Below are 14564 nucleotides of genomic sequence, written 5' to 3' on the forward strand. Positions count from 1 at the left end.
GGGCCGCACCCACCCGGGTGCGGCCCCTCGCGTCGAGGACGGGCGTCAGCCGCCCATGCAGGCCTGCTCGACCTTGCCCAGCTGCTGGCCGATCTTCGGGTCCTGCGGGCCCTTGGCCTTCTCCATCGCCCCGGCCAGGCCGGTGAGGGCCTTGCCTACCGCCGGCGGGGAGACCTTGGCCAGGTCCTTGAGGCCCTGCGCGCCCTCCGCGGGTGCGTCCAGGGAGGCCGGGTCGCTCATGGCGCCCTGCCAGTAGCCGCAGGCGTCCGTGGCGGAGAGCTTCTTGACCTTCGTGTCGATGCCCTCCATGTCCTTGAAGGTCGCGATGTCCAGGGCGCCGTCCTGGCCGGCAGCCGCCTCCGACGGGTCGGACTCCGGGTCGGACCCGGCGTCCTCCGGGGCGGCGGAGCCCTCGGCGTCGACGGACTCCCCGCCGGGCGCGGACTCCCCGCCGGGCGTCTCCGCGTTCGTCTCCGCCGGGGCCTCGGCGGAGGGGCTCGTGCTCGTCCCGGTGGACTCCTCACCCCCGCCGCAGGCGCCCAGGGCGAGGGCGGCGGGCAGGACCGCGAGGGCCAGCAGGCGCTTCGAGGTGCGGACGGGTCCGGTGCTCGGTGCGGTGTTCATCCCCCCTGCCTAGCACCCGGGCGCGGAGTGGGCCCAATCCGCGACCGGCCGGGACATACCGTGGGGTCGACCCCGACCGACCCCCGGAGGCACCCCATACCCACCCCACCCACCGGTGGACCCCGACGCCGTGACGCCGCCGGCGCGCACGCCGCCACCCCGGACCCCCACGGCCGCCGGCGCCGGTTCCTGCGCGAGGTCTCCTACCCGCACAGAATCCACCCGGCGATCGTGCCCGGTGTCTCGGTGGAGGACCAGAAGGTGCGCTACGGCATCGACAAGGTGGTGCTCGGCACGTCCGCCGCCGCGGTGCTGGCCTTCATCGCCTGGGGGCTGTCCGATGCCGCGCAGGTCACCCGCGTGACCACCGCCATGCTCACCTGGGTAATGGCCAACCTCGGCTGGCTGTTCAACGGCATCGCCGTGGTGATCCTGCTCATCGGCGGGGCCACGGCCCTCACCGGCCTGCAGAACCTGGTCACCGTCTCGGCGCTGCCCTTCGCCGTGGTGATGATCGGCATGTGCGTGGCCGTGCTGCGCGACTTCTCCACCGACCCGATGATGATCCGCCGCGAGTTCCGGCAGCAGGCGCTGGAGAACGCGGTGCGCGAGGGCGTCACCGAGTACGGCGACGACTGCAAGCTGGCGGTGGAGCCGGCGCACGGCGAGGCCGGGCAGTGGGCGGCCGGCCGGGACTTCGAGTCCACCGCCGAGGAGTACACGGCCTGGTACCAGCGCACCGACGAGGACGGCGAGCCGGTGGCGTACGACGACGAGACGAACGAGTAGGCCGACGACGCGCCGCGGGAGTGCCCCCAGGGATAACCTCTGGCCCCATGACCTCCTCCCGGCTCCGCTCCCTGGCCCGACGACTGCGCCCTGGAGCGGAGCGCAGGAGGCAGCTGGAGGAGCAGCTCGCCCGATGCGGGGGCCAGCTCTCGCAACGCGAGGACGAACTGTCCCGGGCCCACGCGGAGCTGTCCGAGGTGCGCTCCGAGCTCACCCGGGTGAGGGGCCGTCTCGAACAGGCCAGCGCGATGCGGGCGGTGGTCGACGCCCCCAACGCGATGCCCCGGGCGGTGCTGCCACCTGCGGTGCAGGACCGCCTGCGCAGCGCCGGCCTCCGCAACACCGGTGGCACGAAGAAGGGTGACCCTCGGGCATACGCGAGCTTCGTGGCAAAGCTCTTCGAGGTGCGCCGGTACACGTATGCCGTCCAGCAGACCGGTCTGCCTCACCCCCGGCCGGTGGTGTCCGACCGGCTGTCGGCCCTCGCGCTGGCGGCGAGCCACGGCATCGGCGTGCCGACCATCCACGGACTCTGGCGCGCCCCCGAGGAGATCGACCTCTCGGGCCTGCCCGACACCTTCGTGCTCAAGGCGAACCGGAGCGCCGGCAGCCGGGGGGTGATCCCGTTGCGGCGGCAGCCGGGTCACCCCGACCGCTACGAGGTAACCGACGACTCCTCGCGCAGCCTCAGCGCGTCCGAGGTGATCGATTGGGTGACGTCGAGGCCGGGACTCCGTGGCCCCTGGTACGCCGAGGAGATGCTCGTGGGCGACGACGGGTCCGGCAGCATCCCCCACGACTACAAGGTGTACTGCTTCTACGGCGAGATCGGCGGCGGTTTCGTGCGCCGCACCCACACGCACTTCGGGGTGGAGGGGTTCTCCGAGGGGGTGCGTTTCCGCTACTTCGACCATGAGGGGCGGGATGCCGTGTGGCGCAAGGAGCGCGTGGACCAGTCGATCCCGCTCTCACCCCAGCTGCCGGAGATCCTGGAGACCGCCCGCAGGTTGTCGAGGGTGGCGCCCCTGCCCTTCCTCCGGGTGGACCTGTACGCCACCACCCGCGGTGTCGTCATGGGCGAGCTCACCCTCGGCCCCGGTGGGAACCAGTACCTCCGGGCCGAGGACGACGTGCGCTTCGGGCGGTTGTGGGAGCGCGCCCAGGTGCGCCTGGAGTCCGACCTCTACACCGGCGCACGTCCGTACGGTCTGGTGGCCGGGGACCACCCCGTGCCGAAGCTGCTGCGCGAGTTCCTGCCCGGCGCCTGAGCGCGGGTGCGCCCACGCGGGGCCCGACACCCGCGTGGCTGAGGGCTCCTACAGCCAGCCGTTCTCGCGGGCCGTGGTGGCCGCCCCGGCGCTGGTGCGTGCCCCCGTCTTGCCGATGGCGGAGGACAGGTGGTTGCGCACCGTGCCGGCCGAGAGGAACAGCTCGCCGGCGATCTCGGCGACCCCCTTGCCGGCAGAGGTCAGCCGCAGCACGTCGGTCTCCCGCGGGGTGAGCGGGTTGGGGCCGGCCAGCATCGAGGCCGCGGCCAGCTCGGCGTCCACGGTGCGCAGCCCGGCGTGGGTGCGACGCACGGCCTCCACCAGCTCGGCCGGCGGGCAATCCTTGACCACGAAGCCGCTGGCCCCGGCGTCGAGGGCGCGGCGCAGGTAACCCGGCCGGCCGAAGGTGGTGACCACCAGCACGCGGGGCCCCTCGGGGTGGCCCACCAGCTCGGGCAGGGCGTCGATGCCGCTCCCGCCGGGCATCTCGATGTCCAGCAGCACCACGTCCACCGGCTGCTCGGCGGCGAACTGCACGGCGGACGGGCCGTCGGACACCTGGCCCACCACGTGCAGGTCGGGTTCCAGGTCGAGCAGGGCCGCCAGGGCGCCGCGCACCAGGGCCTGGTCGTCCACCACGAGCACACGGATCATCGGGGGGCCTCCTGCGGGGTCGGGGTGGTCGTCGCGCCGCCGGCCGGCGCGGCACCGGTCGGCGAGGCCGCGCCGGTCGGGAAGGTGAGCACCAGCCGGGTGCCGGGAGCGGCATCGGACCAGGTGACGGTGCCCCCGAGGGAGGCCACGCGCTCGCGGATGCCGCGCATGCCCGAGCCCTCGGCGGTGTGAGCCCCCTCGGGCAGGCCACGACCGTCGTCCTGCACCTCCACCCGGTCGGCGGCCAGGCGCACCGTCACGTGCGCGGCCCCGGCGTGGCGGGCCACGTTGGTCACGGCCTCGCGGAGCACCCACGCGGTGACGGGGCGGAAGCGCGGCGGCACGGCGGTGGCGCTGCCCTCCACGGCCAGCACGGCGCCGGCGCTGCGGGCCAGGTCGGCGGCACGGTCCAGCTCGGCCTCCACCTGCGGCGAGCGCAGCCCCACCACGGTGGAGCGCGCCTCGCCCAGGGCGGTGCGGGCGAGCGCGGCCACCTCGGCCACCTCGGCGCGGGCGCGCTCGTCGTCCCGGCCGATGAGGCGCTCGGCCAGGTCGGCCTTGAGCACGATGGCGGTCAACGAGTGCCCCAGCACGTCGTGCACGTCGCGGGCCACGCGCTCGCGCTCGGCGGAGACGGCCCAGGCGGTCTCCACCTCCTGCAGCTCGGTGCCGCGGTGGATCATCTGGCGCACCGCGAGCATCCCGGAGGTCACCGGCAGGGTCAGGAGGGCGAACCACGCGGCATCGGGCCAGGGGGTGAGCAGCATCGGCAGCGGGGTGGCGGCCGCGCCCAGGGCGACGGGCAGGTGGGCCGGGCGGGGCAGCTGCAGGGCGCAGTGCACGCCCACGTAGGGCACCAGGCCCAGGGCGCCGGGGCCCAGCACGGGCACGGTGGCCGCGGTGAGCGCGAGCAGGGCGCAGAGCACCAGCCACGGGCGCCACTCGGAGTAGCCCACGAGGTAGACCACCGCGAAGGCCAGCACCGCCGCCAGGGTGAGCCCCTGCGCCTCCCACCCGACGGGGGCCCGGAAGGCGGCCATGGCGGGGAAGACCAGGAAGACCATGAACGACAGGGCGATGGCCAGTGACCAGCGCTGCCACGGGTCGGGACCGGAGGCGGCGGGGGAGCTCACGCCCGTCCGCCCGTCCGCCGCATCATCAGGGCGCACGCCACCCCCAGCACCAGGAACCATGCGCCCATCGTCGCCCACGGCTGCCACAGCGGCACCTGGGTGGTCCGATCGAGCCACCCGTGGGTGACGGGGCGGCTGGCCGCGTTGGCCACGCCGAACATGGGCGTGAAGCGCGCCAGGTCGAGCAGCCAGCCCGAGAGGGGCATGAAGATGTTGCCCAGGAAGGCGAACACCACGAGCGACCCGGACGCGATGCCGATGGCCGAGTCCGACCGCATCACCAGGGCCACGAGCAGGCCGAACAGGGCGAACAGGGAGGAACCGAGCCAGCCGGTCACGCCCGCGGTGAGCCAGGTCTGCCAGGACGCCTCGGCGCCGGTGGACGCGGCGATGCCGAGCACCACCACCATCGGCACCGCGGCCACGAGCAGGGCGGTGAGCAGCTTCTGCACGGCGAACCCGACCGGGCTCAGTCGGGTGAGCAGCACCTGGCGGGTCCAGCCCTGCTGGCGCTCCCAGGCGGTCAGGGCGCCGATGGCCGCACATGCGGTGCACGCCCCGTAGGTGGCGAGGTTGACCGCCACCAGGGCGGCGCCGTTGCCGCCGGGCAGCTGGAAGTCACCGGTCTGGCCGCTGGAGAACACGAGGTACATGAACACCGGCAGACCGATGGTGAACACGAGGTTGGAGACGTTGCGCAGGATGCGCACGGTGTCGATGCGCAGGTAGGTGGGGGAGAACGGGATGCTCACGGGGTGCTCCTGGGGGTCGTTGCGGACGGGGTGCTGGCGGTGCTCGTGCTGGCGGTGCGGGTGAGCTCGGCGAAGGCCTCGTCGAGGCCCAGCGGCACCACCTCGAGCTCGCGGGCGCCCCACTGCTGCAGGGCCAGGGTGGCCAGGCGGTCGGAGTCGGTGGTGCGCAGCTCGAGGCGGTCCTCGGCGGTGGCGCGCGCGTCCACCACGGTGGGGTCGCCCGCCAGGGTGCCCAGCACCGCATCGGCCCGGGGCACCGTGCAGCGCAGCATGCGGCCGGGCACCCGGTTGCGCACGGCGGCGGTGGCGTCGTCGGCGATGACGCGCCCGCTGGCCATGAGCACCGTGCGGGGCGCGTACTCCTCGGCCTCGGCGAGGTAGTGGGTGGCGAAGACGATGGTGCGCCCGGCGTGCGCCTCCTGGGTGACGGTGCCCCAGAACTCCTGGCGTGCCGTGACGTCCATGCCCGCGGTGGGCTCGTCGAGCACGAGGAGGTCGGGGTCGGGCAGCAGGGCCAGGGCGAAGCGGAGGCGCTGCTGCTCGCCACCGCTGCACCTGCCGACGCGCCGGCCGGCCAGGGGGTCCAGGCCGGTGCGGGCCATGACCTCCTCGCAGCGCTGGCGGGTGGTGCGGTGCAGAGCGCCGACGGCGCGGACGGTCTCGGCGACGGTGAGGTCGGTGAGCAGGGAGCCGGTCTGCAGCATCGCGCCGAGGCGGCCGCGACGCACCGCGGTGGCCGGTGGTTCACCGCAGAGGCGCACCGTGCCGGCATCGGGGGCCTGGAGACCCATGGCCAGGTCGAGCGTCACGGACTTGCCGGCACCGTTGTGGCCGAGCAGGGCCACCACCTCGCCGCGGCGGAGCGTGAGGTCCACGCCGCGGACGGCCTCGACGCGCCGGGTGCCCCGGCCGAACGCCTTGGTGACGCCGGCGAGCTCCAGCACCGGGTCACCGGCGGAGGGTGCGCCAGAGGTGCTGGCGGCGTTGGCGGGGGCGGCGCCGGCGGTCGTGGGCGCCGCGTCAGGGTGTGGTCGCTGGGTCGGGGCGGTGGTGGGGGTGTCCATGGACCCACCGTGCTGCGGCGGGCCTCCTGGCACCTGCCCCTGCCGTCACGTCCTCACCGTGACGGCAGTCATGGGTGCCCGCTGCGCCGGCCGTGCGCCTTTCTGCCGCTGATCCCCGCCGCGCCCCTGCCCTCCGCGCCCCTCCTCGCGGGCCCCACACCTCCGGGAACCTTTCAGACCCACTACGACGTCGCGGTGGGTCTGAAAGGTTCCCGGAGGGTGCCGGCTCAGGCGGTGGGGTCGAGCAGCAACTTGCCGCTGGTGCGGCGCCCGGCGAGGTCGTCCTGGGCGCGGGCGGCCTCGGCCAGCGGGTAGGTCTCGCCGATGGTGAGGCGCAGCGACCCGTCGGCCACCTGTGCGAGCACGTCCCCGGTGAGCCGCAGCAGGTCCTCGCGGGTGCTCACGAAGGTGTGCAGGGTCGGCCGCGTCAGGTAGACCGACCCGGCGGCGTTGAGCCGCTGCGGGTCCACCGGCGGCACGGGTCCGCTCGCGGCCCCGAACAGGCACAGCAGGCCGCGGGGGGACAGGCTCGCCATCGAGGCGTCGAAGGTGCTGGCCCCCACGCCGTCGAACGCCACCTTCACCCCGCGCCCACCGGTGATCTCCCGCACCCGGTCGGCCACGTCCTCACGGTCGTAGCGCACCACGTGCGCCGCGCCGGCCGCGCGGCCCGCCTCGGCCTTGGCGTCCGTGGAGCAGGTGCCGATGACCTCCACGCCGTCGGCCGTCAGCATCTGCGTGAGCAGCAGCCCCACGCCGCCGGCCACCGCGTGCACGAGCACGGTGTCGCCGGCCTCGAGCGGCCACACCTCGCGGGCCAGGACGTGCGCGGTGGTGCCCTGCACGAGGGCGGCCACGGCCTGCTCGTCGGAGACGCCGTCGGGCACCGGCACCACCTTCTCGGCCGGCACCACCGCGTGGGTGGTGTAGCCTTGCCCGTTCACCAGGCACCAGGCCACCCGGTCGCCAGTGGCCACGTCGGTGACGCCCTCTCCGACGGCCGCCACCCGCCCCGCACCCTCGTTGCCGGCCGTGGCGGGCAGCTCCACCGGGTAGGTGCCCTGACGGAAGTAGGTGTCGATGAAGTTGACGCCCGCCCGGGCCACCTCGACGACGACCTCACCGGGCCCCGGGGTGGGGTCGGGGGACTCGGTGACCTGCAGGACCTCGGAACCGCCGTGCTTGGAGAAGGTGATGTGGCGCATGGGCCCCAGCCTGCCACGCCCACTGCGGTCAGGACATGGATGACGCCGAGTCCACTCTGGAGGCCCTGCGGCTGCCGGTCATCACCCTGGACGCGCTGCTGCTGGGCGCCGTGGTGCTGGCCGTGGGTCTGGTGCCCGCCTGGTGGTCCGCTGGGTGCTGCGGGCCTGCGGTCGGGGCGCCTCGGCGGTGCGGGTGTTCGGCAGCATCGTCGGGTGGGCCGTGGCGCTCCTGGCGCTCGGCGTGGCGTTCACGATGGTCTTCCCCAGCATCAAGCCGGTGGACCTCATCGGTGGCATCGGCATCGTCTCGATCGCCGCCGGTATCGCCTTCCAGACGGTGCTGGGCACCATGTTCGCCGCCATCGTCATCCTGGCCCGCGACCGGTTCAACGTCGGCGACCAGGTGCACGTGGGAGACGTGCGCGGGACGGTGGAGGACATCGGTCTGAGCTCCACCGTGATCCGCTCGTTCGACAGCCGGCAGCTGCTGCTGCCGAACAGCCTGGTGCCCTCCCAGGTGGTGACCGTGCAGACCGGGTACGAACGGGTGCGCACCACGGTGACGGTCGACCTGGACCTCGCCACCGACCAGGACCGGGCGCGCGAGGTGGCTCTGGCCGCGATGCTGTCGGTCCCCCAGGTGCACGCCGACCCGGCGCCGCAGGTGCTGGCCGCCGAGGTGGTCACCGGGGCGGTCACCACCGAGCTGCCCTTCTGGTCCGGCGCCCGGCAGCTCGAGACTCGGGAGGCCAAGGACGCGGTGATCCGCGCGGTGCTGCGGGCGTTCGCGGCCGAGGGGATCGGCCTGGTCAGCGCGTGGTGACCGTCGAGGCGGGCGTCACGCTGGACGAGACCGTCCGCCGCGCCGGCGCCGACGCGACCCCGCGCTGAGCGCTCGCCGCCGCGCGCCACGACCGGTCGGGCAGCCTCCGTGTCAGCCGCGGTTCGCGGCCTTGACGATGCCCTCGTGCATCTGCGTGAACAGGGCGTGGTGGGCGGCGAACAGGCCCCACCAGTAGGCCTCCCCGCCGAGCCCGCGGGGCACGAACACGACCTCCTGCTCGAACACCGACCGCCCGTCGTCGCCCGGCGCGGGGGTGACGGTGAACCGCAGGCGCGCGGTGCCCGGCAGACGCATCTCCGAGCGCAGCCGCACCGACCGCCCACCGTTCTGGTCGCCCACCTCCTCGACGCGCCAGGAGTCCACCCGGTCGCCCTCGCGCAGGTCGGCGTGGTCGCGGACGTGGCGGTGCCCCGGGCCGCCGGCCAGCGTGTCGACGCGACCCCGCATCGACCACAGCGAGTCCGGCACGAACCACCCGGTCTGCCCGCCCAGGGAGGAGACGACCTCCCACACCCGGTCGGCCGGGGCGTCCACGGCGGTGCGCCACGTCTCGGTCCGCGGCTGACGGCCCACCCAGGCCGGGTCGGCGGGCGTCGCGTGGGCGGGGTCCTCGGCCAGGTCGTCCTCGCCCACCGGTGGGGCGTCCACCGCATCGGACCGGTCCAGGGCGCGGTCCATGGCGGTGTCGAACGGCGTGTGGCCGCCGGACGGGGCGCCGGTGAACTGCTCCAGCGCGCGCCCGTCCTTGACCACCACCTCGTGCACCAGAGAGCCGACCAGCGGCTTGGCCACCCCGGCATCCACCGGGGTCACCACGCCCACCCAGTGGCTGGCGAGCCACGGGGTCATCACCGGCGCCAGCACGATGCGGCGCCTCGCCAGACCGGCACGCTGTGCGTAGCGCTGCAGCATGTCGCGGAACTCCAGCACCTCGTCACCGCCCACGTCGAACGCCCGGTTCACCTCGGTCGGCAGCGACGCGGCGCCCACCAGGTAGTGCAGCACGTCGGCGACGGCGATCGGCTGGATGCGGTTGGCCAGCCAGGCCGGGGCCACCATCACCGGCAGCCGGTCGGTGAGGTGGCGGATCATCTCGAAGCTCGCCGAGCCGGCACCCACGATGACGGCGGCCTGCAGCACGGCGGCCGGGGTGCGGGCGGCCAGGAACACGTCGCCCACGGCCTTGCGGCTGTACAGGTGCTCCGAGAGCGGCTCGTTCAGGGGGTACATGCCGCCCAGGTAGACGATGCGGCCCACCCCCGCCTCGTCGCAGGCGTCGGCGAAGGTGGTGGCCATCGCCTGCTCGCGCTCGATGAAGTGCCCCTCGCCGTCCATGGAGTGCAGCAGGTAGTAGGCCACGTCGACGCCGTCCAGGGCCTCGGCGAGGTCCTCATCCGAGGTCGCGTCCCCGGCGCTGACCTCCACCCGGTCCGCCCAGGGGCGGCCCTCGAGCTTCGCCGGGGAGCGGGCCAGCACCCGCACCTGCCACCCGGTGGCGAGCAGCGCGGGCACCAGGCGGGAGCCGATGTACCCGGTGGCACCGGTGACCAGCGCGATCCCGGGGGTGGTGGCGGTCCCGGACGTCGTGCCATCAGCGGTCGAGGGGCGGATCTGTGGTCCGGTGGCGGCGGTGTCCATAATCCTCAGCGTAGGGGCGCTTGGGGTGGGGTGCGCGCTCACGCCAGGCCGGTGCGCGCTCACGCCCGGCCGGTGCGCGCTCACGCCCGGCCCGTGGGTGCACTCAGACCGCGCGTTCCATGAGCGTCGGCAGCACCAGCAGCATCCCCAGCGACCACACGCAGTGCACGATCACTGGTGCCAGCACACCGCCGGTGACCCGACGTTGCAGGCCGACCACGAGACCGAGCACGGCGGCGGCCAGGACCAGGCCCAGCGACCCGGTCGCGATCGTGGTGAGCGTGTAGACCACCGTGGTCACCGTGACCGGGTACCGGGGCGTGGCCGAGTACAGCGCCCCCCGGAAGAACAGCTCCTCGGCCACCCCGTTCACCAGGGCCAGTGCGACCACCAACGGCAGGTAGCCCAATCGGGCGTGGTCGAGCACCGCGTTGACGCTCTCCTCCAGCAGTGGGATGCGGGCGGCCACCAGGGCTCCGACGACGAACACCACGATGATCCCCAGGGCCACCAGCACCGGCTGCACCACCGGGCGGACGTAGTGCTGGCCGGACCGGGTGTGGTTGCGCCCCAAGTGCAGCGGTCCGGAGGCGAAGGAGCCGGCGGTCCAGGTCACGGCCAGTGCGGCGGCGGCTCCGTAGAACGACGGCGCCCCCGGCGCCGAGCGCAGCGACCAGCCGAGGAACACGATCCCCACCAGCAGCGTGCAGGCCACCACCAGCTGTCGACGGCGGAGCTCCGCGGTGGTCACCCGGTGGTCCCGCGGCACCTGGTCGACGAACTGCGCACTGCCGAAGTGCCGCAGCTCGCGGACCAGCGGGTCGAAGGGGGTGCGCATGCCACAAGGGTAGGTGCGGCCCGTCCCCGTGTCCCGTGCGCAACGGCCACACCCGTGATCCACGGCGCCCCGCCTCGCCCCCACACCCAGGCCGGCGCGAAGACCCGCGTCGCCCCCCACCCTGGCCGGCGCCGGCCGCGCCCCACGGCCCCGCCCCTCTGTGTCCTGAATCACCCTGTGTCTGTGGTTTACTGCGCGGCGGCCCGCCGGGGACCGGCTCCATCACGCCCCTGCGGAGACGACACGAAGGGTGAGGAGACCCATGAGTACCGCCGTGCACACCACGGGGAAGGCCGAGAACGACCGCAGCTTCCTGGGGCACCCCCGGGGACTGGCGACGCTGTTCAACATCGAGCTGTGGGAGCGCTTCTCCTACTACGGGATGCGCGCCATCCTGCTCTACTACATCGTCGACACGGTCGCCAATGGAGGCCTCGGTCTCCAGGACAGCGTCGGTGAGGCGATCGTCGCCACCTACGGTGCCGCCGTCTACCTGTTGTCGATCATCGGTGGCTGGGCCGCCGACCGCCTCATCGGTCCGCAGCGCAGCGTGCTGCTGGGCGGCGTGGTCATCATGGCCGGCCACATCTCGCTGGCGGTTCCCGGCAGCCTCTTCTCGTGGCTGGGCATCGTCCTGGTCGCGCTGGGCACCGGCTTCCTGAAGCCCAACGTGTCCACGATGGTGGGCCACCTCTACGACGACCGCGACGTCCGCCAGGACCAGGCGTTCACGATCTTCTACATGTCCATCAACATCGGCGCGTTCTTCTCGCCGTTCGTGGTGGCCTGGCTCAAGAGCCACTGGGGCTACCACGCGGGCTTCGCGGCCGCCGCGGTCGGGATGGCCGTGGCGCTGGTGGCCTACCTCATCGGCAAGCGCACGCTGGCCGACGAGTCCATCCGCGTCCCCAACCCGCTGTCCTCCGAGGAGCGCCGCCGCGTGCCCGTGCTCGCGCTGGGGCTGCTGGCCCTGGTGGCCGCCGCCATCGGCGTGGCCCGCCTGTGGCGCGAGACCTGGCCCGAGGCGATCGCCGACGGCATCTTCATCCTGTCGCTGGTGGCCTCCGTCGCCTACTTCGTCACGATGTTCCGCAGCTCCAAGGTGGAGCCGGTCGAGCGCAAGCACCTGTGGGCCTACCTGCCCATCTGGCTGGCCGCCGTGGCGTTCTGGATGATCTTCGAGCAGGCCGCCGTCAAGCTGGCCAGCTACGGCAAGAACCGCACCGACCTGGGCTCGCTCGGCTTCGAGTGGAACCCGGAGTGGTTCCAGTCGGTCAACCCCATCTCGATCATCGTCCTGGCGCCGCTCTTCGCGATGCTGTGGGCCGCCCGCAGCGGCAAGTTCCCGTCCACCGCCGCCAAGATCGCCCTCGGTGTGTCCATCGTGGGCCTGACGTTCATCTTCCTGGCGTGGGCCTCGCTCACCTTCCCCGGTGCCACCAGCCCGGTGTGGGTGCTGGTCTTGGTGTTCGTGGTGCAGACCGTCGCCGAGTTGTGCCTCAGCCCGGTGGGCCTGTCCGCGACGGCGTCCCTGGCGCCCAAGGCGTTCGCCTCGCAGGCGATGGCGCTGTGGTTCCTGTCCTCGGCGACCGGCCAGTCCATCGCCGGTCAGCTGATCTTGGCCATGGAGGGCATGGAGGACCACGTGTTCTTCCTGACCACCGGTGGCATCGCGATCGTGTTCGGCCTGCTGCTGTTCCTGCTCGTGCCCAAGGTGTCGCGCCTCATGGCCGACGCCGAGCCGGAGCGCCTGGCGCACTGACCCGACGCTCCTGAGGTGGCCCGCTGCGCGCTCGCGTGGCGGGCCACCGGCGTCGTGGGCAAGTCCTTGCCCAGCGTTCACCCCGGATTCACCCATGGACCAGATCGGTGCCACGTGCCCGGTACACACTGTGCCGCCATGCGCACCCCTGCACAGACCTCCCATGCCCTGACCGTGCGGAGTGCCGCGACGCACTCCTCGACCTCCGCGGCCTCGGTCACCTCCGCCGACCCGACTGCTGTCGGCCCCACCCACACCCCCGCCACCGCGCCCTCGCGCCGCCTGGTGCTCGCCTCGGGTGCTGCCGCGGCGGTCCTCGGCGCCTCGCCGTTGCTCACCGGCACCGCGGCCGCCGGGGACGCCTACCCCTTCCGCCTCGGCGTGGCCAGCGGTGACCCGACGCCCGACGGCGTGGTGCTGTGGACCCGCATCGCCCCGGACCCGGTGGCCGCCGACGGCCTGGGTGGTCTCACGGCGTCCACGAGGACCACCGTGGAGTGGGAGCTGGCCACCGACGAGACCTTCCGCACCATCGTGCGCCGCGGGTCCGTGACCACCGACTCCTCCGTGGGCCACAGCGTCCACATCGAGCTCTCCGGGCTGCGTCCCGACGCCTGGTACGCCTACCGCTTCCGCGTGGGATCGCACGTCTCCCCGGTGGGTCGCACCCGCACCGCCCCGGCGCCCACGAGCGACCGCCCGGCCCGCATCGGCGTGGTCTCGTGCGCGCAGTGGGAGCACGGCTTCTTCACCGCCTACCGGCACCTCGCGGACGAGGCGCCCGACATGGTCCTCCACCTGGGTGACTACATCTACGAGCACGGCCCGGGCGGGTACCCGGTGAAGTCCGGCGTGGCCCGCAGGATGGTGGGCGCCGAGATCCACACGCTGGCCGACTACCGGCGCCGCCACGCCCTGTACAAGACCGATGCCGACCTCCAGGCCCTGCACGCCACCGCCCCGTGGGTGGTGGTCTTCGACGACCACGAGATCGACAACGACTGGGCCGCGGAGTACCACGAGGTGTTCGGCCGCACGCCGGCCTTCCTCGAGCGTCGCGCCGCGGGCTTCCGTGCGTACTGGGAGAACATGCCGCTGCGCCGCACCTCGGTGCCCACGGCCGACGGCATCCACCTGTACCGCCGCCTCACGTGGGGTCGCATGGCCACCTTCCACATGCTCGACACCCGCCAGTACCGCTCCGACCAGACCGGCTGGGTGGGCCCGGTGCCGGCCACCTACGACACCCGCCGCACGATGCTGGGCTCCACGCAGGAGGCCTGGCTCGACGAGGGCCTGCGCTCCTCCGGTGCCCGTTGGGACGTGCTCGGCCAGCAGGTGATGGTGGCGCAGTACGACATGATGGCCGGCCCCGGCTTCATGACCAACCAGGACGCCTGGGACGGCTACGTGGCCGCCAAGGACCGCCTGCTCACCAGCATCGAGCGGTCCGGTGCCCGCAACCCGCTGGTGCTCACCGGTGACGTGCACGAGTCCTTCGCGAGCGACCTGTGGCGCACCACCGACTCGGGCCGCACCACCATCGCCTCGGAGCTGGTGACCACGTCGGTGACCTCCGGCGGTGACAGCAAGGACTCCGCCTTCACCGGCGACGCGGACAACCCGCACATGCGCTATCACGAGACCACGCGCGGCTACCTGCGCCTGGACCTCGCGGCCGACGCCCTGACCGGCACCTTCCGCGCGGTCGACCGCGTGAGCACGATGGGCGGTGCCGTGCGCACGGACGCCACCTTCCGCCTGTCCGACGGCGTGCGCGGGCTGCAGAGCGCCTGACCCAGCGCGTTCCCGCGGGCCCTCCCGGGACGGCGCGGCGGCACGCGGAGCCCGGTGCAGGACGGTCCTGCGCCGGGCTCCCGGCGTGTGCTGTCCGCGCGTCACGTCCTGCCTCCTTCCGAGAGCGAGCGGCGTCGTGACCCGTCGGGCGGCCCACCGGGTGTCCCTCGGGGTGGGGTGTCCGTCCTCCATGGTT

Annotated in this window: 13 protein-coding genes; 5 read left to right on the forward strand and 8 right to left on the reverse strand. The window is 73.5% G+C overall.

Translation table 11 applies throughout. The features are described 5' to 3' along the window. Nucleotides 1–45: 45 nt before the first annotated feature. Nucleotides 46–624, reverse strand: a complete 579-nt coding sequence (locus tag HMPREF3099_RS09705) for a hypothetical protein (RefSeq protein WP_070705779.1) — start codon at nt 622–624, stop codon at nt 46–48. A 231-nt stretch (nt 625–855) separates the two neighbouring features. On the opposite strand from HMPREF3099_RS09705, the gene HMPREF3099_RS09710 reads away from it, so the two are divergent. Further along, nucleotides 856–1413, forward strand: coding sequence for a BCCT family transporter (locus HMPREF3099_RS09710; RefSeq protein WP_237769823.1), 558 nt, complete (start codon nt 856–858; stop codon nt 1411–1413). 47 nt (nt 1414–1460) lie between these two features. Further along, complete coding sequence (locus tag HMPREF3099_RS09715) at nt 1461–2681, forward strand: ATP-grasp fold amidoligase family protein (RefSeq protein WP_070705786.1); 1221 nt, start codon at nt 1461–1463, stop codon at nt 2679–2681. Between the two features lie 48 nt (nt 2682–2729). Here the strand turns inward: HMPREF3099_RS09715 and HMPREF3099_RS09720 are convergent, their stop codons facing one another. The 5 genes from HMPREF3099_RS09720 to HMPREF3099_RS09740 all read right to left on the reverse strand — a co-directional run bounded on the left by HMPREF3099_RS09720 (nt 2730) and on the right by HMPREF3099_RS09740 (nt 7489). Beyond that, entirely contained in the window at nt 2730–3335 is a 606-nt protein-coding gene (locus HMPREF3099_RS09720; protein WP_070705788.1) for a response regulator transcription factor, read from the reverse strand. Continuing rightward, nucleotides 3332–4468: a sensor histidine kinase gene (locus HMPREF3099_RS09725; RefSeq protein ID WP_070705790.1), complete on the reverse strand. Its 1137-nt coding sequence runs from the start codon at nt 4466–4468 to the stop codon at nt 3332–3334. The genes HMPREF3099_RS09720 and HMPREF3099_RS09725 overlap by 4 nt, the downstream gene beginning before the upstream one ends. Beyond that, nucleotides 4465–5220, reverse strand: a complete 756-nt coding sequence (locus tag HMPREF3099_RS09730; RefSeq protein WP_083323689.1) for an ABC transporter permease — start codon at nt 5218–5220, stop codon at nt 4465–4467. The genes HMPREF3099_RS09725 and HMPREF3099_RS09730 overlap by 4 nt, the downstream gene beginning before the upstream one ends. Then, nucleotides 5217–6284 (reverse strand): ABC transporter ATP-binding protein, encoded by a 1068-nt coding sequence (locus HMPREF3099_RS09735; protein WP_083323690.1) that lies wholly within the window; start codon nt 6282–6284, stop codon nt 5217–5219. The genes HMPREF3099_RS09730 and HMPREF3099_RS09735 overlap by 4 nt, the downstream gene beginning before the upstream one ends. Nucleotides 6285–6511: 227 nt before the next feature. Beyond that, nucleotides 6512–7489, reverse strand: coding sequence for a quinone oxidoreductase family protein (locus HMPREF3099_RS09740; RefSeq protein WP_070705791.1), 978 nt, complete (start codon nt 7487–7489; stop codon nt 6512–6514). Between the two features lie 142 nt (nt 7490–7631). On the opposite strand from HMPREF3099_RS09740, the gene HMPREF3099_RS09745 reads away from it, so the two are divergent. Then, nucleotides 7632–8312, forward strand: coding sequence for a mechanosensitive ion channel family protein (locus HMPREF3099_RS09745; protein ID WP_070705792.1), 681 nt, complete (start codon nt 7632–7634; stop codon nt 8310–8312). 111 nt (nt 8313–8423) lie between these two features. Here HMPREF3099_RS09745 and HMPREF3099_RS09750 read toward each other — a convergent pair whose 3' ends face one another. Both HMPREF3099_RS09750 and HMPREF3099_RS09755 read right to left on the reverse strand, forming a co-directional pair. Next, nucleotides 8424–9971, reverse strand: coding sequence for a DUF2867 domain-containing protein (locus tag HMPREF3099_RS09750; protein WP_083323691.1), 1548 nt, complete (start codon nt 9969–9971; stop codon nt 8424–8426). A 103-nt stretch (nt 9972–10074) separates the two neighbouring features. Then, nucleotides 10075–10809, reverse strand: coding sequence for a CPBP family intramembrane glutamic endopeptidase (locus HMPREF3099_RS09755; RefSeq protein WP_070705793.1), 735 nt, complete (start codon nt 10807–10809; stop codon nt 10075–10077). 262 nt (nt 10810–11071) lie between these two features. On the opposite strand from HMPREF3099_RS09755, the gene HMPREF3099_RS09760 reads away from it, so the two are divergent. Further along, a complete protein-coding gene (locus HMPREF3099_RS09760) occupies nt 11072–12571 on the forward strand; it encodes a peptide MFS transporter (RefSeq protein ID WP_070705794.1) in 1500 nt (499 codons plus the stop codon). Nucleotides 12572–12709: 138 nt separating this feature from the next. Beyond that, complete coding sequence (locus tag HMPREF3099_RS09765) at nt 12710–14368, forward strand: alkaline phosphatase D family protein (RefSeq protein ID WP_083323692.1); 1659 nt, start codon at nt 12710–12712, stop codon at nt 14366–14368. Nucleotides 14369–14564: the final 196 nt, after the last annotated feature.

It is taken from the genome of Kytococcus sp. HMSC28H12, assembly GCF_001816045.1.
Taxonomy (GTDB): domain Bacteria; phylum Actinomycetota; class Actinomycetes; order Actinomycetales; family Dermatophilaceae; genus Kytococcus; species Kytococcus schroeteri.

Coding starts and splice junctions, on each gene's coding strand:
- HMPREF3099_RS09705 (WP_070705779.1), bottom strand. CDS start 624: ATGAACACCGCACCGAGCACCGGACCCGTCCGCACCTCGAAGCGCCTG.
- HMPREF3099_RS09715 (WP_070705786.1), top strand. CDS start 1,461: ATGACCTCCTCCCGGCTCCGCTCCCTGGCCCGACGACTGCGCCCTGGA.
- HMPREF3099_RS09720 (WP_070705788.1), bottom strand. CDS start 3,335: ATGATCCGTGTGCTCGTGGTGGACGACCAGGCCCTGGTGCGCGGCGCC.
- HMPREF3099_RS09735 (WP_083323690.1), bottom strand. CDS start 6,284: ATGGACACCCCCACCACCGCCCCGACCCAGCGACCACACCCTGACGCG.
- HMPREF3099_RS09740 (WP_070705791.1), bottom strand. CDS start 7,489: ATGCGCCACATCACCTTCTCCAAGCACGGCGGTTCCGAGGTCCTGCAG.
- HMPREF3099_RS09750 (WP_083323691.1), bottom strand. CDS start 9,971: ATGGACACCGCCGCCACCGGACCACAGATCCGCCCCTCGACCGCTGAT.
- HMPREF3099_RS09755 (WP_070705793.1), bottom strand. CDS start 10,809: ATGCGCACCCCCTTCGACCCGCTGGTCCGCGAGCTGCGGCACTTCGGC.
- HMPREF3099_RS09760 (WP_070705794.1), top strand. CDS start 11,072: ATGAGTACCGCCGTGCACACCACGGGGAAGGCCGAGAACGACCGCAGC.
- HMPREF3099_RS09765 (WP_083323692.1), top strand. CDS start 12,710: ATGCGCACCCCTGCACAGACCTCCCATGCCCTGACCGTGCGGAGTGCC.